Here is a 17,735-nt window from a genome sequence, read left to right on the forward strand (position 1 = left end):
CACCCGGCGACCGACGCGATCGTCAACCGGTGATCCGTCCGGTGAGGCGGACGCACACCGCGTCCCCCTCACCTTTTCTGATCGCCCTGCGGACGTCGGGCCGCACGGGGAGCTTGTGCGTGCCGTCGCCCAGGGCCATGAAGGAACTCCGGAACGGGTGCCCGTCGACCGTGCCGAGGATTCTGACCAGTCCCCGGGTGCCGAAGAACACGGCGGACTCGGGCCAGACCACGTAGGTCCAGCCGCCCTTGGCGGGGCTGCGACGCAGCACGGCGGTGAATTCCACGTCGAGATGTGCGGTCGTACTCATGACGGTCCTCCGCTTGCGGTGGTCTGGCTCGTCGGAGAGACCGCCGTGAGCGCGGGAACTCATCGCGGGCGCCGGCTCACGCCCGGGCCGGAACCCGTCCGGAAGGCCCGGTACCCGGAGGATCCGGCCGTCCTCACCGAGCGTGACCACGTCAAAACCGGCCACCGGAGCCGGGCCTTCCGCCTCGTCCACCGGTTCCCGGCCGAAGCAGGCGGTGTCCTGGTGGCCGTCGACGATCCCGAGCGGACGGAAGACGACACCGGGGAACTGCTCGCGCGCGGCCGCGATCACGGCCGTGATCTGCGCGTGTCCGGCGACATCCGCGAGCGGGCCGGTGTCACTGCCCTCCGGGGCTCAGGTCTCGGCGGGCGACTTTCCGGGCGCCTCCGGCTCGGTGGCATTCCAGGCCTCGAAGCGACGGACGGCTGCGGCCTGGTGACGGTCGGTGTTCACGGGCATGGTGAATCGGCCTTCATCGGGGTCGTCACTGCTGGTCAGGGGGTTGATCGCGGTGCGCGGCGATCCGTTGGCGCCACCATGCCCCGGTCCGCGTGCCGGGTCGCTCACCCCTCGGGTAATGAAGGCCGGCCGGTGCAGCTCGCGCATTTCGGCCAATTCGCAGGGGGAATATGCCAAGAGACTGGCCGGAAAGGTGTGGTGACAGTGTTTCGAAAGTGAACATACTCGAATGTCAGGAGCACTTCACCGCACAGGAGCCGCACGGAAACCCGGCCGCGACGGCACACCGGCGAGCTACGGGGGAGTGATCGTGCACGACGAATTCCTGTGCCATGTCACGGCATACGGCATGTGCGGCGGGCAACGCATCGGCGTTCCCCTCGGCACCTACCGTGCGCCGACCCTGGCACTGGCCCTGTGGTGGTTACGGGACCGGGCCTCCTGGATCGCGGAACGCCTCGACCCCTTACCCGAGAACCCCAGGTTCCCGCAGGGGGCGCTCGTCCCGGTCGCGGAGACCGTCTCCGACATACCCGGCCTGCTGCGCGCCTGGTGCGCCGACGCGGCCCGGCAGGAACTGGTCGCCGACGAGTTGGCCGACGGGCGGCTGGTGCGGATCGCGCTCCAGGACGACACCACGGAGTACGAACTGCTCGCCGAGTCCATCGACGCCCTGCGGATGCAGCGCACCATCCCGGCCCTCGTCGTCCCCGTCGCCTGACACGTGACGGCCGCCGCCGGCGCGGCCATGACCAGGCACAGAAGAGGTCGGATCGGTAGAATTCTACCCATGGCGGAGCGGCCGGTCGCCTCGACGGCGCCCGAACTCGTCCTGGAGACCGACACGGGATCCACGGTGATGAGCCCGGGCCGCGACTACCACGTCGGGCGGGATCCGTTGAGCGACATCGTCATCGACGATGCCCGGGTCTCGTGGCACCACGCGGTGCTGCGGCCCGACGACGGCCACTGGACCCTCGAGGACGAGCAGAGCACCAACGGCACCTACGCCGACGGCCGCCGCATCCGGGAGTGGGAGGTCGGACCGGGCACGGTGATCCGCTTCGGCAGCCCCGCCGACGGGCCGTCCGCCGTCCTGAGCGGCCGCCCGGCGCCCGCCGCCGACCGTCCCTCCGTCGTCTCCATGCCCGCCCGGACCGGCACCTTCCGGCAGCCCTCCTCGGTGATGCGGCTCCCGGCCCGCACGGTCCGCATCGGCCGCGCCACCGACAACGACATCGTCGTCGACGACCTGATCGTCTCCCGCCACCACGCCGAACTGCGCAGCCACCCCGACGACAGCCACGAGATCGTCGACCTCGACAGCCACAACGGCACCTACCTCAACGGCCGCGCCGTCACCCGGGCCCCGCTCGGCCCCCGGGACGTCGTCGGCATCGGCCACTCCGCGTTCTGCCTGGTCGACGGTGAGCTGCAGGAGTACGTCGACACCGGCGAGGTCTCCCTCGACGTCCAGGAACTCACCGTCGCCGTCGACCACGGCCGCAAGATCCTGCTGGACCACGTCTCCTTCCCGGTGGGGGAGAAGTCCCTGCTCGCCGTGGTCGGACCGAGCGGCGCCGGCAAGTCCACCCTGCTCAACGCCCTCACCGGGCAGCGTCCGGCCGAGCACGGCACCGTCCTCTACGACGGCCGCGACCTGTACCGCGACTACGCCGAGCTGCGTCAGCGCATCGGACTGGTCCCGCAGGACGACATCCTGCACGTCCAGCTGACCGTGCGCAGCGCCCTCACCTACGCCGCCGAACTGCGCTTCCCCGAGGACACCGCGAAGGCCGAGCGCCGGCAGCGGGTGGACGAGGTCATCCGCGAACTGGGCCTCGAACAGCGTGCCGAGCAGCCCGTGCACAGCCTCTCCGGCGGGCAGCGCAAGCGGGTCAGCGTGGCCCTGGAGCTGCTCACGAAGCCGTCCCTGCTCTTCCTGGACGAGCCGACCTCCGGACTCGACCCCGGCATGGACCGCTCGGTGATGAACATGCTGCGCGGCCTCGCCGACGACGGCCGTACCGTCATCGTCGTCACCCACAGCGTGCTGAGCCTCGACGTCTGCGACCGCCTCCTGGTCCTCGCGCCGGGCGGCCGGACCGCCTACTTCGGGCCGCCCGGCGACGCCCTCGGCTTCTTCGGGTTCGACGAGTGGCCCGAGGCGTTCGAGGCGTTCGAGCGGGACACCGGCCGGGACTGGGCGGGGGACTACCGCGCCTCGTCGTACCACCGGAAGTACATCGTGAACTCCAGCGCGCAGCCGGTGGTGCCGCGCTCCGGGCCGGTGGCCGCGGACCCGCCGCCCAGGCCGCGCAGCTGGGGCGCCCAGTTCTCGACGCTGGTGCGCCGCTACACGGCCGCGCTCGCCGCCGACCGGACCTTCCTCGCCATCATGATCGGGCTGCCGTTCGTGATGGGCGCCATGGCCCGGGCCGTCGCCGGCAACAAGCTCACCTTCGACACCGCGACCAACGCCCTGCTCACCCTGTGCGTGGGCGGGGTGCTGACCGGCGCGGCCAACGCCGTGCGCGAGCTGGTCAAGGAACGGGTGATCTACCAGCGGGAGAGAGCCGTCGGCCTGCCCCGATCGGCGTACGTGATGTCGAAGGTCGTCGTCCTCGGCGCCATCACCGTGCTCCAGGCGATCGTGCTCACCCAGGTCGGCCTGGCCGGCGTCGACCTCAACGCGCCCGGCGGCGACGGGGTGCTGATGCCGCCCCTGCTGGAGATCACCGTCGCCGTGGCCGTGCTCTCCTTCACCGCGATGATGCTCGGCCTGCTGATCTCCGCGCTGGTCCGCAAGGAGGAGGTGACGATGCCGCTGCTGGTGCTGCTCACCGTCGTCCAGGTCGTCTTCTGCGGGACCCTGCTGAAGCTGACCGGCGTGCCCGGTCTCGAACAGGTCGCCTGGCTGGTGCCTTCACGCTGGGCGCTCGGCGCCATGGCCGGCACCGTCGAACTGCACCGGATCGTGCCCGGCACCCTCACCGCCGACCCCTTGTTCCGGCACTCGGCGGGCGTCTGGCTGCGGAACATGGTCATGCTGGTGGTGCTGTCGGTGGTCTTCGGCTGTGTGCTGTCCCGGCTGCTGCGCCGGCACGAACCGGCCGTGATGCGGAAGTAGGCGACCGATGACGACGACGCCAGGATTCCGGCCCACCCATGTCGTCCCCGGCGACGGCATGCCCGCCTGGGAGGCCCCCGACCCGGCCCGGCCCACCGTGCCCCTCGACGCGCTGCTGCCGGTCCAGCTCGTGGAACGGCGCGGCGACTGGGCGCACATCAGCTGCGCCAACGGCTGGTCCGCCTGGGTCGACGGCCGCTACCTCGTCGCCGTACCCCAGGACCCGCCCGTCACCGGCGGCCCGCCCACCGAGGCCACCGACCCGCGCCCGCTCCTTGCCCGCGCCGCCGAGGCACTCACCGGCTACCGGGCCGCCGTGGAGGAACTGGCCGTCGGCGGCCTCGACGGAGAGTCCTTCCGCGGCCGTACGCACGGACTGCGCATCGGCGTGGTGGTCGACGGGGAGTCGATGTGGCTGTACGACCCGGCCGAGGGACGCTGGCTGTACGGCGACGGGCGGCGGCTGTCCACGTACGTCACCGACCGGGCGGAGCCGGGCGGCGACGGCCCCGGTCGCGATCCGACCCGGGTGGTCACCCCCGACGGTGACCGCTGATGCCGGGCGGCGCCGACCTGCTCTCCGAACCCACGTCGCGGGACGAGCGGCCGCTGACTCGCCCGCCGCCCTGGGCGGGCCCGGTCTTCCGGGGCCGTTGGGGGAGCCGGAGCCGGCCGACGGCCCTCAGGCGGCCACCTCGCCCCGCCGGTGCACCGGGCGGGCCAGCAGCGCGCCCAGGAACCCGGCGACCAGGCCCCACAGCAGGCCCAGGCCCACCGCCGACCACAGCACGGGCTCCAGCAGCAGTTCGCCCGACAGATTTCCGCCCAGGTCGCCGATGCCGAGCAGGGAGAGGCCGTAGTGGGCGGAGATCCGTCCGCTCAGGCACAGCGTCAGCATCGTCAGCGCCAGGGCGACCGCCAGGTGCAGGGCGTGCTGCCAGGCGCGGATCCCGGCCGGGGAGCGGGCCGCCATCAGGACTGCGGCCGCCAGCAGCAGTACCGCGGCCACCCAGGCCAGCCACCACCAGCGGCCGTCGTGGGCGGTGACGGTGCGCAGGTTCAGGGTCGAGACGTCCGGCGTGCGCAGCACCTCGGCGAGCACCTTCGGCACCGGCAGCCCGAACGGGCCGTCGACCCTGCCCCTCCAGGTGGCGCCGAGCCCGAGCGTCAGGGCCAGCCAGGCCAGGTTGGGCAGCCCGAGCAAAATCACCGCGAGGGTCTCCCTGGCGTGCCCGCGGGTCACCATCGCGGCCAGGGCGATCACCAGGGCCAGCACGACGTACGCCAGCACGAGCACGACCATTGCGTACGCCGCCGGGCGCACCGAGGCCTGGAAGCGCAGCAGGCGCCCCGGCAGCGGCGCCCCGCGCGACACCAGCAGCGCCAGCAGCAGCATCCCCGCCAGCCACAGCAGGCTGAACCCGGCCGTCAGCGGCACGTCCGTCGTGAAGCCCGCCTGCGGTGCCGCGCCGAACGCGTCGGTGAGATCGCTGAGGGTGCCGTTGCCCACGTCCACGGCGAAGGTGTGCCGGGCACCGGCCGCGAGCCCGACCAGCAGGAGCAGCCACAGCACCGCGATCCGCGCCGCCCACCCGGCCAGCTCCCTGGCCCCGGCCACCGCCCGGTGCCGCAGCGGCCGCAGGAAGCCCCCGGCGGCGACCAGCGCCCCGACCAGCGTCACCGACAGCGGTACGACCGTCAGCCCGGCGTTCGTACGGGCCAGTTCACCCGCGTTCCCCGACAGCTCGACGGCGCCGCCGACCGCCGTCACCACGGTCGCCAGGACCACCGGCAGGAACGCGCCCTTCGGCAGGTCCGCCGCGCCCGCCGCCCACAGCCCCACCGCGGCCACCACGAGCATCGCGACCGACGCGGCCAGCACCACGGCCAGGGCGGGCGGCCAGCCGTGCCGGGCCACGGACCGGCCGGCCGGCGCGGCCACCGGCCGCTCGGAGGCGATCCGGGGACGCACGCTGTCACGCTAGGCAACACCCGGACCCGCCGCCCGCCGGGTGGGCCGTCCGCGTCGGCTCCGCGTCCGTGCCGCGTCCGTGCCGCGTCGGCTTGCGGGCGGTACCGGACCAGCGCACATTGGGCTCGATATGCCCCAAATGAGGCATTTTTCATGAATGCCGTTTACTGCACTGGGGAGATGAGCGCGTGAGCGTCGAACCGCCGTCGTCCGGCCGCCCCACAGGACCCCCCTCCGGTCCCCTGTCCGGACCCTCCGGGCCACCCCCCGGACCCCCCTCGCAGCCGCCCGGAGGCGGCGACGGCCAGGGCGGGGAGCCGCACCGGCCGTGGTGGAGGTCGGCGCCCCGGGTCGCGACGCTCACCACGGCCGTGGTGGTCGCCGCCGCCCTGGCCCTGGTCCTCACCCGTTCGGGCGACAGCTCCGGGAAACGCGGCGAGGTCTTCCTGCAGGCCGCCAACAGCTCCGGCCAGGACCCGTTCACCGAGTCCACCGCCCAGAAGAGCTCCGCGGCGCCGCTGTCCGCGGCCCCGGCCGCGTCGGCGGCGTCGGCGAACGAGGTGCGGGGGGTGGACGGCGGGGCGCCCGGCCTCTACAGCGGCACGAAGAACAGCGCCAGCTGCGACGTCGAACAGCAGGTCAAGTACTTCCAGGCCGCGCCGTCCCGCAACAGGGCGTTCGCCTCCCAGGTCGGCGTCCAGCCGTCCGGCGTCCCCGCCTACCTGCGCTCCCTCACCCCCGTACAGCTGCGCGCGGACACCCGGGTCACCGCCCACGGCTACCGCGACGGCAAGGCGACCACCTACCAGTCCGTCCTCCAGACGGGTACCGCCGTCCTGGTCGACGAGCACGGCGTGCCCCGGCTGCGGTGCGCCTGCGGCAACCCGCTGGCCCCGCCGGTCGCGCAGCGGACCACCCCGAGGACCACCGGTACCGCCTGGGCCGCGTACCGGCCCGCGAGCGTCGTCGTCGTCGCACCCGCCGCGCAGATCATCAAGGTGTTCGTCGTCTTCGACCACGAGCACGACGACTGGTTCGGCCGCCACCGGGGCGACCACACCGGGCACCACGACCGCCCGGCCAGGCCTCCGGCCGATCCGGACCCCATCAACCCGCCGGGCCATCACGGCTGCCTGCCCGCGTCCGGGAAACCCGGGTCACCCGGCACCACCCCGTGCCCGCCGGTCCCGTCCGGGCCGTCGACGCCGGCGAGCCCGGGGCACGGCTCCAAGTCCCCGTCGGTGAACTCGCCGTCCTCGAACTCGCCGTCCTCGAAGCCGTCGCAGTCGCCGTCCGGGAAGCCGGCCTCGAAGCCGCCCTCGTCCGAGCCGCCGTCCTCGCAGCCGCCGTCCTCGCAGTCGCCGGCCTCGAAGCCGCCGTCCGCCGAGCCCCCCTCGTCGCAGCCCCCGAAGAGCGAGTCACCGAATTCCGAGCCCCCGAGTAACGGAAACGAGTCCCCTCGCACCGAGTCCCCGAAGAACGAGTCGCCGGCGTCGCAGCCCCCTGCGTCGCAGGGGCCTGTCTCCCAGGGGCCGCCGTCCTCCGCGCAGCAGCCGGGACCGCTGTCCCCGGCGTCGCCCGGCCCCGAGTCCGCGCTGTCGCCCGTCGCTCCGGAGTCCCCGGCCCAGCAGGCACCGCCCGGCTCGGCCGGCGCCGGCTCGCCGGGAGTGTGACCAGCGCGACGTGAGGTGTGCGCGGTCGGCGAACACCCCTGGGGACTGTCGGAGCGCGCTCGGGGTACGAGCATGGATGCAACAGCGACCGGCCCGGCCGGCCTCCTGGAGAGACACGCATGATCGAAAACCTGGGCGGGGCAGTGATACCGACTGGCTTCGACGTACCCGTGGAGCCGCTGCGACGCGCGGCGCACTACACCGGCGAGCCCGGCTGCATCGCCGAGGCGCGGGACTTCGCGGCCGGCTTTCTGGAGCAGCTCAGGACCGAGTGGTGCGCGGCGATCGATCCGCGGGCCGACGGTGAGCTGCTCCTCGTGGTGAGTGAGCTGGTCACCAACGCGGACCGGCACAGCAACGGCCCGTACATCCTCGAACTGGAGGGCACGGACAGCGCGGTCCTGGTCTCCGTGTACGACAGCAGCGTCGCCCTGCCCCGGCGCTTCCCCAAGGACCCCGAGCGGGTCGGCCGGCACGGGCTGGAGATCGTCCATGCCCTGGCCGCGGAGGTGATCGCCGAACGGGTACCGGTCGGCAAGCGGGTGCGCGCGCTGGTGCGCTTTCCCGGATGAGTCGGTGAGTCGGTGAGTCGGTGAGTCGCCACGGGCGCCGCCCCACCTGTCGGTGCGGGGCAGCGCCCGTGATCTCGCCGTCAGGCGCAGCCGAGCTCGCCCAGCATCCCCTGGCGCAGCCGCGTGATGATCCGCTTGATCAGGCGCGAGACATGCATCTGGGAGCAGCCGAGCCGCTCGCCGATCTCCGCCTGGGTGGCCTCCTCCACGAACCGCAGATGGATGATCTCCCGGTCCCGTTCGCTCAGTTCGGCCATGAGCGGGGCCAGCGACTGGAAGTCCTCCACGAGCCGCAGCCCGTCCTCCTCGACCCCGATGAAGTCGGCCAGCACCGCCTCGCCGTCCTCCGGGCCGTCCCCGGTCAGCGCGGCGTCCAGGGAGGAGGAGTTGTAGCCGTTGGCGGCCAGCTGGCCCTCGACCACCGCGTCCTCGGACAGGTTCATCAGCGTGGCGAGCTCGGCGACGGTCGGTTCCCGGTCCAGGCGGCTGGAGAGCTCCTCGCGCGCCTTGGCCAGCTCCACGCGCAGCTCCTGGAGCCGGCGCGGTACGTGCACCGCCCAGGTGGTGTCACGGAAGAACCGCTTGATCTCGCCCACGATGTACGGCAGCGCGAAGGAGGTGAACTCGACCTCGCGCGACAGCTCGAACCGGTCGATGGCCTTGATCAGGCCGATCATCCCGGTCTGGACGATGTCCTCCATGTCGTCGCCACGGTTGCGGAACCGTCCGGCCGCGAACCGCACCAGCGACATGTTCATCTCGATGAGCGTGTTGCGGGCGTACTGGTACTCCGGCGTGCCCTCCTCCAGCTCACCGAGCCGCTGGAAGAACTGGCGGGACAGCTCGCGTGCGTCGCGCGGGGCGATGGTCCTCGGGTCCTCGATTCCTGGCAGTGCCCCCTCCGGCGTCCACGCCTCGACGGGGTGAGCGGTGTTCACTGCTTCCGACCGGATCCCGGCGGTATTCATTGCCTCTCCCAGGTCACTCATGGTTCGGCGGCTGCCTCTTCGGCCGGTGTCGTTCCGGCCCTGTCCACGTTGCGCCCTCGCCCGGGTACCCGGAACGGGACGTCTCATGCGTGCCTCGAAGCTCGGGTACCCGGGGTGACGCGACGCATGCGCCCTGTTTCCCGCTCTGGCGGAAAACCGCCGGTGGCGGTCTGCGGACGAGGTGGCTACGGCCCGACGCGTACGGCGGTGATCAGCGCGTGCCAGTACCGTTTGGTGACGACACCGCCGTACCGGGAGTCGATCAGTTCACGGATGCCCGCGAGCAGCCCGTTCCGGGCGGTCTCCGGGAGCGCGCGGTGGTTGGAGTAGGTGAGCAGCAGGTCCAGGTACTGGCCGGTGGTGTACGTGATCTCCTGGGCGTGGCCGCACACGGTGACGTCGGTGAAGTACGGGGATCCGGTGAACTCGGTCGTGTCGGTCGCGAGGTCGGCCTCGCGGGTCTGGCGCAGGCCCGGCGGGGTGGCCGGATCCCAGCGCTCGTAGCACTCCTGGACCTCGGCGAAGAAGTCCTCGGTGCCGCCCGCCACATGGTGGGTGGCGACGACACCGAGCAGCCCGCCGGGGCGCAGCGCGCGGGCGGACTTCGGCACCCGGACCGCCGGGTCGATCCAGTGGAAGGCGGTCGCGCAGACCACCGCGTCGAACGGCTCCGGCGGCAGCTCCCACTCTTCGAAGGCCGCGACCACCACGTCCGCCTCGGGAAACGCGGCCAGTTGCCGGCGGGCCGCGGCGGCCATGCTCGGGCCGATCTCCACGCCGGTGATCGAACAGCCGGACGCGGCCAGGTCGACGGTGAGCTTGCCGGTGCCCGGGGCGATCTCCAGCACCCGGATGCCCGGCCCGGCCCCCGTGATCCGGACCAGCTCCTCGACCAGCGCGCCGGGGTAGCGGGGCCGGGCCCGTTCGTACCGTTCGGCGTCCTGGTCGAAGATGTCCCGCAGTTTCGGATCCTTCACCCTGAATTCCAGTGCGTCCACGCAGGCCAGGATGCCGGTGCCCCTACCGCGGTGCCAGCGCTTTCCGGGGACGCCTCAGCCCTCGCGCTGGTCCCGCAGCTGCCGGAAGAAGGCCCGGACATCGCCCGCCAGCAGATCCGGCTCCTCCATCGCAGCGAAGTGCCCGCCCCGGTCGAACTCCGTCCACCGGACGATGTTCTCCGTGCGGTCCGCCTTGTGCCGCAGCGGACGCTGGGGCTCGGCCGGGAACAGGGCGAGGGCGGTCGGTGTCGTGGAGGGTTCGGTGGGGGCGGTGGCCCGGGCGCCGGTGGCGTGTGCCCGCTCGTAGTAGATGCGGGCGGAGGAGGCGGCCGTACCGGTGAGCCAGTACAGCATCACGTTGGTCAGCAGCCGGTCCCGGTCCACCGCCTCCTCGGGCAGTTCCGCGGAGTCCGTCCACTCCTGGAACTTCTCGACGATCCAGGCGAGCTGACCCACCGGCGAGTCCGTGAGCGCGTATCCGGGCGTGTGCGGGCGGGTGCTCTGCAGGATCGCGTACCCGGTGCTCTCCTTGGTCCAGGCGGCCCAACGGCGCCAGGAGTCGAGGGTGTTGGCCCGCTCCTCGGCGTCCAGCGCGGCCAGCTCCGCGGCCGTGGGCTCGGTGCCTTGCTGGGCGCCCGGCAGCAGATTGAGGTGCACGCCGATCACCCGGCCGGGACGGGCGCGGCCCAGCTCCCGGGAGATCGCCGCGCCCCAGTCACCGCCCTGTGCACCGAACCGTTCGTAGCCCAGCCGGTGCATCAGCTCCGCCCAGGCGTCCGCGACCCGCCCCGCCTCCCAGCCGGAGTCCGTGGTCGGCCCGGAGAACCCGAACCCCGGGATGCTCGGCAGCACCACGTGGAAGGCGTCGGCCGGGTCCCCGCCGTGCGCCGCCGGATCCGTGAGCGGCCCGACCACGTCCAGGAACTCCACGATGGAGCCCGGCCAGCCGTGGGTGACGATCAGCGGGGTGGCGTCCGGCTCGGGGGAGCGGATGTGGGCGAAGTGCACGTTCGTGCCGTCGATCGTGGTGGTGAACTGCGGCCACGCGTTGAGCTCCGCTTCGGCAGCCCGCCAGTCGTACTCGTGCCGCCAGTAGTGCGCGAGGTCCCGCAGATACGGGGTGGGGACGCCGTATGCCCAGCCTGCGCCGGGGAGCTCGGCCGGCCAGCGGGTGCGGTCCAGGCGGGCGTGGAGGTCGTCGAGGTCGGCCTGGGGGATGGAGATGCGGAAAGGAGTGATGTCCGCCGGCGAAGAGGTCATGTTGGGGATGCTAAGTGCGGTCGTCGGTTGTCTGCGGCGCCGTCGGGGCTGGTCGCGCCCACGCGGCGGAGCCGCACATGCACAACAGCCCCGCGCCCCTGTCGGGGCGCTCAGCGATTAGTTTCCTGGCAAGTGGGGGTCGGTACACATGACCGCGTTCCCCGCTCCCAGGAGGTGTCCATGACCACCGACGGATTCACCACGTGTCTCTGGTTCGACGGCCAGGCCGAAGAAGCCGCCCACTACTACGTGTCGATCTTCAAGAACTCCAGCATCGGGAAGGTCGGCCGGTACAACGAGGCCGGGCCGGGGGAGGCGGGCTCCGTGCTGGCCGTCGACTTCACGGCCAACGGGCAGAAGTTCGTCGCCATCAACGGCGGCCCGCAGTTCAAGTTCACCGAGGCGATCTCCTTCCAGATCTACTGCGACGGCCAGGAGGAGGTCGACCACTACTGGGCCAAGCTCAGCGAGAACGGCGGCGAGCCCGGCCCCTGCGGGTGGCTCAAGGACAGGTACGGCGTGTCCTGGCAGGTCATCCCGGACGGGCTGATCGAGATGATCGGCGACGCCGACCCGGAGAAGGCCGCGCGCACCACCCGCGCCATGTACTCCATGGGCAAGCTGGACATCGCCGCGCTGAAGAAGGCGTACGCGGGGGAGTGAGCCGTACGGGGAAGGGGGCGGTGCCCGCGGACACCGCCCCCTCGTGGACCCGCCGCCGGATCAGACCCGGTCGGCCACGATCAGCAGGTACTGGAAGCTGCCGTTCTTGTACGCGGTGAGGAACGCGTCCTCGATCCCCGTCACCAGGTGGTCGGCCTGCTTGCGCAGTTCCCAGTAGGGGATCGTCGCCGCGGTGAGGTCCTCCACATGGACCGGCACCAGCCGGTTGGCGGCCATCGCCCGGAAGTACTCCGACCTCGGGTGGATGTCGCAGATGTAGTGCGCGTTGATCAGGGACACCTCGCGGGAGGCCTGCCCGTAGGCGTTGTTGTAGCAGCCGGTGATCGTCACATAGCGTCCGCCACGGCGCAGCAGCCGGGCGTGCTCGGCGAACAGCAGCTCCAGTTCGACGTACATCGTGGACTCGTTGTTCCAGGAGGCCGCGTACGCGCCCGTCTCGAAGCCGGTGTCCAGCATGTTCCGGTGGTGGTAGCGGACCTTGTCGCCGACCTCCCGCTTGCGGGCCATCTCGTTGGCGAAGTCGGCCTGCTTGGCGGAGATGGTCACCCCGTCGGAGTGGCAGCCGTACCGCAGGTTCGCCACGATGCTGCCGCCGCCGCGGCCGCAGCCCGCGTCGAAGACCCGGTCGGCCGGCTTGAGGGCGCCGAGATGGGAGGCGAGCAGCTCGGCCTGGGCGTGCTCCAGGCGGTGCAGCTCGGCGGTGACCCGCTCCTTGCGCAGCGCGGGGTCGGTCTCGTCGAGCACCGACCAGTCGGCCTCACCGATGCCGTAGTGGTGGTGGTACAGGTCGTCGATCTTTCCGAGTTCGAGGTTGACCGGGTTCTCCTCGGCGTTCCAGTACTCCGCGACGCTGTTCTGGTACCTGGACTGGGTCGGCACCGGGGCTGACGTGGTGGTCTTCCGAGCGACAGGGGCGGTGGTCAACAGGTTCTCCTCGAAGTGTTTCTGACGGTGTTTCGGATTGGCTCGGTGGCTACCAGTAGTCGGGCAGGTGGTAGCGGTTGGTGTTGGTGGCGTGCCACTCGTGGTTGCCGGCGACCCAGGCGGCGAGCCCCTCGGCGTACCGCGCGACCAGCGGCGAGCCGGCGGACAGGGCGGCCGACTCCTCCTCGAAGGCCTCCATGACCCGGTTGTGGATGTCGACGGACTTCAGATAGGCCGCCTTCAGTCCGCGCCGGTCGTTGGCGGCCACCACCTGGGGCAGGTTCAGGTGGTCCGGGTCGCTCGCCAGCTCCTTCGTGAAGGAGTACAGGTCGTTGACGATGGTGGTGGCGTTGCAGGCCAGGGCCGTGATCCGCTGGATCTCCGGGCGGGCGTAGAGCTGCTCGGGCAGTTCGTAGCCGTCCACCGCGTCGACGATCGACAGACACGGCCGGAAGTTGTTGAACTGCCGCATCACCAGGTACTCCCAGACCCGCGGCACATACCCGGTCTCCATCCACGCGGCCTCGCCGAGGTAGCCGAGGTGCAGCCGGGCGATGTCGTGCACGAACCGGTCGGTCTGGCTCGGTGTGGCGAAGGCCGCGAAGTCGGTGAGGGCGAAGTGGTACGACCGCAGGGGTCCGGTGGCCCGGATGCCCTCGCGCCACTCCTCCTCCAGCTCCGGGATGCCGTGGTAGGGGTCCAGCGCCGACTGGGCGATGATCAGCGGGCCGCCGAGGCCCCGCCGGGATCCGCCGCGCCCCTCGTCCTCCTCGCAGTAGCAGGAGTCCACGATGTTCTCGGCGAGCAGCAGCTTGCCTGCCGCGCTGAGCCGGTCGAGGTCGAGGCCGCCCGGATGCTGGAGGACGACGGCCCGGCCGAACTGGAAGTCGGAGAAGTCCCCCTTCCAGGCCGCGGGGAACAGGTCCAGCTCGTGGGCCCAGGCCTCCAGGCGGCGGTCGAGTTCGGCGGCCTTCTCCGGGTCGGCGGGCACCGCCGGCCGGTAGTGCAGTCCGGGGACCGTCCCGGTGCGCTTGGCCGGTCGCAGTCGCTCCGCGATGTTCGGCGGTCCCGGCAGGGCGTAGGAGGTGGTGGTTGTGCTCATGGATGTGCTCCAGGCCGTCAGTCGGCGGTGCGGCCGAGCTGGACGTTCTCCAGGATCCCGGCCGCGTCGGGGACCAGGACGGCGAGCGAGTAGTAGGCGGTGACCAGGTAGTTGATGACGGCCTGCTCGTTGACGCCCATGAAGCGGACGTTCAGGCCGGGCTGGAACTCCTCGGGGATACCGGTCTGGTAGAGGCCGATGACTCCCTGGTCGGCCTCGCCGGTGCGCAGCGCGATGATGCTGGTGGTGTGGTCGTCGCTGATCGGGATCTTGCTGCACGGGTAGATCGGGACCCCGCGCCAGGCCGGGATCTCGTGCCCGTCGACGTTGGTGGACGGGGGCACCAGGCCGCGCCGGTTGCACTGCCGGAAGAAGGCCGCGATCGCCTTCGGGTGCGCCAGGATCACCTTGGTCTTGCGGCGCATGGAGATCAGCTCGTCCATGTCGTCCGGGGTCGGCGGACCGGTGAACGAGCTGATCCGCTGCCCGTAGTCGATGTTGTGCAGGAGCCCGAACTCCCGGTTGTTGACCAGCTCCCACTCCTGGCGCTCGCGGATCTCCTCGACCGTGAGACGCAACTGCTGCTGGGTCTGGTCCATCGGGTGGTTGTAGAGGTCGGCGACCCGCGAGTGCACCCGCAGCACGGTCTGGGTGAGCGACAACTCGTACTCGCGCGGCGCGAGTTCGTAGTCCACGAAGCCGCCCTGGAGGGTCGGCTCGCCGGTGTGGCCGGCCTGCACCGGCACCTCGGCCTCGCCCTTGCGGTTCATCGGCAGCCGCTGCCGGTCGACATAGGCCTGCAGATGGGCGCCGAGCGACGGCACCCGGTCCATGATCTCCTCGGCGACCGCCCAGGGCAGCGCCAGGACCACACCCGCCGTCTCGGCCCGCACCGAGGTGAGCCAGAGCGGATCGGTCTGGCCGACCGCCTCGTCGCCCATCTGGTCGCCGTCGGTGACGACCCCGACGACCTCCTCCTCGCCGTACTTGCCGGCCGCGTACCGGATGAACCGGCCGTGCACCACCAGATAGGTCTCGGTGACCGGCTGCCCGGCCTCGAACAGCACCTGCCCGGCGCGGACCTCGCGGGGCTGGAACCGGTCCGCGAGCTGGTTCAGCGCCTCCGGGTCGTCGTAACCGCGCAGGATCGGCAGCTCGGTGAGGGTCTGAGGGATGACCCGGATGTCGTCCCCGCCGTTGTGCTCGAAGCTCACCCGGCCCCGCCCGGTGCGCAGTTGGAGGCGCCGGTTGACCCGGTAGGTGCCGCCCTTGACGTCCACCCACGGCAGCGTCTTCAGCAGCCACCGGGAGGTGATGGCCTGCATCTGCGGTTCGGACTTGGTGGTCGTGGCGAGCTGGCGTGCCGCCCGGGTGCTCAGGCTGGTGAGCTGCCCGTCGGCGGTCGGATCCGGCTCGGGCTCGTCGACGGCGGAACCGATGACGCTGTCCGGTGTGGACACATTCCCTCCAGCAGAGAGGTGAACAACGGTGACCCGGAGGGTCGGTGGTGTGCGAGGTGGTGGTGCGCACGGACAAGCCAAACAGCCCTGGTGATCTACGGGTACGGCGCGAAAGGGGCGGTTGCATGCCTTAGTTGCGCAAACCTGGTGTTCGGGGTGGAAAGGGTGGTGTTTCCCGATCGTGCGCCGGTCGCCCGCTCTCGTACCCGGGCTGCCCGGGGGTTGGGCTCAGGAAAGGTCGTTCACCAGCACCGCGGCCCCGTCGAAGCGTCCGGCCTTCAGGTCCCGCAGCGCCCGCGGGGCCTCTGACAGCGGGTAGGCGTGGGTGGTCGCGTGCACGCCGTGCCGCTCGGCGAGGGCGAGGAACTCCCGCCCGTCGGCACGGGTGTTGGAGGTGACGCTGCGCAACTCCCGCTCGTAGAACAGCTCGCGCTCGTAGTTCAGCGACGGCACGTCGCTGAGGTGGATGCCCGCGACCGCCAGCACCCCGCCCCGGTCCAGGGCGCGCAGCGCGACCGGCACCAGGTCGCCGACCGGCGCGAACAGGATCGCGCTGTCCAGCGGCTCGGGCGGCGCCTCGTAGGCGTCCCGCGCCGAGGCCGCGCCCAGCTCCACGGCCAGCCGCCGCGCCTCGGCACCCCGGGTGAGCACATGCACCCGCGCGCCCTCGGCGAGCGCCACCTGCGCGCACAGATGGGCACTGCCCCCGAAGCCGTACAGACCGAGCCGCCCGCCCGGCGGGAGCGATGCCCGCAGCAGCGCCCGATAGCCGATGATCCCCGCGCACAGCAGCGGCGCGAGCGCGATGTCGTCGAGGGTGCCGGGCAGCCGGTAGGCGAAGGCGGCCGGCACGGTCGTGTACTCCGCGTAACCGCCGTCGGCGTCCCAGCCGGTGTACTCCGAGTGCGGGCACAGGTTCTCGGCGCCCCGCAGACAGTACGCGCACTCCCCGTCCGTGCGCCGCAGCCAGGCCACCCCGACCCGGTCGCCGACCGCGAAGTCCGTCACCTCGGCACCCATGCCCGCGACCGCGCCGACCACCTCGTGCCCCGGCGTCACCCCGGCCCGGTGCACCGGCAGATCTCCCTCGGTGACATGCAGATCGGTACGGCACACCCCGCAGGCCCGCACCCGCACCAGCAGCTCGTCCGCCCCGGGCACCGGCACCGCCCGTTCGACCAGCCGCAGCGGATCCGCCTCGACCGGCCCGGGCCGATCCACCGACCACGCCCGCATCACGTCCGCCATACCGCGCCCCGTCCGCCGAAGGCCGCCGACTCCCTTCCCCAGTGTCCGCCGGAGTCCGGCGTTCGGCGCGCGGGCGGACCTCCCGGTGGCTAGCGTGAGGAACCGGGAGAACCCGCACGATCGGAAGGGCCGCGGCGATGGCGGTACAACCTGAAGGAACCCCCTGTTGGGCCGATGCGATGTTCAGCGACCTGGAGGGGGCCAAGAGCTTCTACGGCGAGGTCCTCGGCTGGACCTTCGGCGAGTCGTCCTCGGAGTACGGCAACTACACCCAGGCCTACGCGAACGGCAAGGCCGTCGCCGCCGTCGTACCGCCCATGCCCGGTCAGGAGGGGCAGTCGCAGTGGTGCCTGTACTTCGCCTCGTCGGACGCGGCGGCCGCCGCCGCGCGGATCCGGGAGAACGGCGGCGAGGTGCTGATGGAGCCGATGCAGGTCGGCGACTTCGGCACGATGTGCCTGGCCCGTGAGCCCAGCGGCGCGGTGTTCGGGATCTGGCAGGGCGGCGTCCACGAGGGCTTCGAGGCCACGGCCGTGCCCGGTGCCTACTGCTGGGCGGAGGTCTTCACCCGCGAGCCGGAGAAGGCCGACCCCTTCTTCGCGGCCGTCTTCCCCTACACGGTCCGGCAGATCGAGGACGACAACGTCGACTTCCGCACGTTCAGCCTCGGTGAGCAGCTGGTCCTCGGCCGGATGCGGATGACCGACGACTTCCCGCCCGAGGTGCCCTCGTACGTCAACGTGTACTTCACCGTCGCCGACTGCGACGAGGCCGTCGCCAAGGCGACGAAGCTCGGCGCGGTGCTCCGCTTCGGGCCGATGACCAGCCCCTTCGGCCGGTTCGCGGCGCTCAGCGACCCGCAGGGCGCCAACTTCTCGGTGATCGACGTCACGACCACCGAGGGTGAGATGCCGCCGACCACGGACGTCTGACCTGGGCGGATCCCGGGCCACG

The 17,735-nt window shown here is 71.8% G+C and carries 15 protein-coding genes and 2 pseudogenes; 7 read left to right on the top strand and 10 right to left on the bottom strand.

What is annotated here, in order from left to right; genetic code table 11:
- Positions 1-22 precede the first annotated feature (22 nt).
- Both ABT137_RS42645 and ABT137_RS42650 read right to left on the bottom strand, forming a co-directional pair.
- Complete coding sequence (locus tag ABT137_RS42645) at positions 23-310, bottom strand: DUF1905 domain-containing protein (RefSeq protein WP_351717701.1); 288 nt, start codon at positions 308-310, stop codon at positions 23-25.
- A 96-nt stretch (positions 311-406) separates the two neighbouring features.
- Positions 407-769, bottom strand: a pseudogene (locus tag ABT137_RS42650) (nuclear transport factor 2 family protein); the annotation flags it as partial.
- Positions 770-1,079: 310 nt separating this feature from the next.
- Here ABT137_RS42650 and ABT137_RS42655 point away from each other — a divergent pair.
- The 3 genes from ABT137_RS42655 (at position 1,080) to ABT137_RS42665 (ending at position 4,455) form a co-directional block, all read left to right on the top strand.
- The gene (locus tag ABT137_RS42655) at positions 1,080-1,490 is read left to right on the top strand and encodes a hypothetical protein (protein ID WP_351717603.1); all 411 of its coding nucleotides are present in this window, start codon (positions 1,080-1,082) and stop codon (positions 1,488-1,490) included.
- A 69-nt stretch (positions 1,491-1,559) separates the two neighbouring features.
- Entirely contained in the window at positions 1,560-3,899 is a 2,340-nt protein-coding gene (locus ABT137_RS42660; protein WP_351717605.1) for an FHA domain-containing protein, read from the top strand.
- Positions 3,900-3,906: 7 nt separating this feature from the next.
- Positions 3,907-4,455, top strand: a complete 549-nt coding sequence (locus ABT137_RS42665) for an SH3 domain-containing protein (protein WP_351717607.1) — start codon at positions 3,907-3,909, stop codon at positions 4,453-4,455.
- 126 nt (positions 4,456-4,581) lie between these two features.
- Here the strand turns inward: ABT137_RS42665 and ABT137_RS42670 are convergent, their stop codons facing one another.
- A complete protein-coding gene (locus tag ABT137_RS42670) occupies positions 4,582-5,871 on the bottom strand; it encodes a streptophobe family protein (protein WP_351717609.1) in 1,290 nt (429 codons plus the stop codon).
- A 188-nt stretch (positions 5,872-6,059) separates the two neighbouring features.
- Between ABT137_RS42670 and ABT137_RS42675 the strand changes: the two are divergent.
- Both ABT137_RS42675 and ABT137_RS42680 read left to right on the top strand, forming a co-directional pair.
- Positions 6,060-7,313 (top strand): annotated as a pseudogene (locus ABT137_RS42675) (DUF6777 domain-containing protein); the annotation flags it as partial.
- A 350-nt stretch (positions 7,314-7,663) separates the two neighbouring features.
- Positions 7,664-8,116 (top strand): ATP-binding protein, encoded by a 453-nt coding sequence (locus tag ABT137_RS42680; RefSeq protein ID WP_351717613.1) that lies wholly within the window; start codon positions 7,664-7,666, stop codon positions 8,114-8,116.
- Between the two features lie 80 nt (positions 8,117-8,196).
- Here ABT137_RS42680 and ABT137_RS42685 read toward each other — a convergent pair whose 3' ends face one another.
- The 3 genes from ABT137_RS42685 to ABT137_RS42695 all read right to left on the bottom strand — a co-directional run bounded on the left by ABT137_RS42685 (position 8,197) and on the right by ABT137_RS42695 (position 11,363).
- Complete coding sequence (locus ABT137_RS42685) at positions 8,197-9,084, bottom strand: RNA polymerase sigma factor SigF (protein ID WP_351717615.1); 888 nt, start codon at positions 9,082-9,084, stop codon at positions 8,197-8,199.
- A gap of 206 nt (positions 9,085-9,290) precedes the next feature.
- A complete protein-coding gene (locus tag ABT137_RS42690) occupies positions 9,291-10,112 on the bottom strand; it encodes a class I SAM-dependent methyltransferase (protein WP_502984664.1) in 822 nt (273 codons plus the stop codon).
- A 45-nt stretch (positions 10,113-10,157) separates the two neighbouring features.
- The gene (locus ABT137_RS42695; protein WP_351717618.1) at positions 10,158-11,363 is read right to left on the bottom strand and encodes an epoxide hydrolase family protein; all 1,206 of its coding nucleotides are present in this window, start codon (positions 11,361-11,363) and stop codon (positions 10,158-10,160) included.
- Between the two features lie 180 nt (positions 11,364-11,543).
- On the opposite strand from ABT137_RS42695, the gene ABT137_RS42700 reads away from it, so the two are divergent.
- A complete protein-coding gene (locus ABT137_RS42700) occupies positions 11,544-12,026 on the top strand; it encodes a VOC family protein (protein WP_351717620.1) in 483 nt (160 codons plus the stop codon).
- A 60-nt stretch (positions 12,027-12,086) separates the two neighbouring features.
- Here the strand turns inward: ABT137_RS42700 and ABT137_RS42705 are convergent, their stop codons facing one another.
- The 4 genes from ABT137_RS42705 to ABT137_RS42720 form a co-directional block, all read right to left on the bottom strand.
- On the bottom strand, positions 12,087-12,971 hold the full coding sequence (locus ABT137_RS42705; RefSeq protein WP_351717622.1) for a geranyl diphosphate 2-C-methyltransferase: 885 nt from the start codon (positions 12,969-12,971) through the stop codon (positions 12,087-12,089).
- Between the two features lie 49 nt (positions 12,972-13,020).
- Complete coding sequence (locus ABT137_RS42710; RefSeq protein ID WP_351717624.1) at positions 13,021-14,073, bottom strand: family 2 encapsulin nanocompartment cargo protein terpene cyclase; 1,053 nt, start codon at positions 14,071-14,073, stop codon at positions 13,021-13,023.
- 17 nt (positions 14,074-14,090) lie between these two features.
- Positions 14,091-15,533 (bottom strand): family 2B encapsulin nanocompartment shell protein, encoded by a 1,443-nt coding sequence (locus ABT137_RS42715; protein ID WP_351717626.1) that lies wholly within the window; start codon positions 15,531-15,533, stop codon positions 14,091-14,093.
- Positions 15,534-15,761: 228 nt separating this feature from the next.
- Complete coding sequence (locus ABT137_RS42720) at positions 15,762-16,769, bottom strand: zinc-binding alcohol dehydrogenase family protein (RefSeq protein WP_351717703.1); 1,008 nt, start codon at positions 16,767-16,769, stop codon at positions 15,762-15,764.
- Positions 16,770-16,918: 149 nt separating this feature from the next.
- Between ABT137_RS42720 and ABT137_RS42725 the strand changes: the two genes are divergently transcribed.
- Positions 16,919-17,713: a VOC family protein gene (locus ABT137_RS42725; protein ID WP_351717628.1), complete on the top strand. Its 795-nt coding sequence runs from the start codon at positions 16,919-16,921 to the stop codon at positions 17,711-17,713.
- Positions 17,714-17,735: the final 22 nt, after the last annotated feature.

The organism is Streptomyces sp. NPDC001980 (assembly GCF_040296885.1).
Lineage (GTDB): Bacteria > Actinomycetota > Actinomycetes > Streptomycetales > Streptomycetaceae > Streptomyces.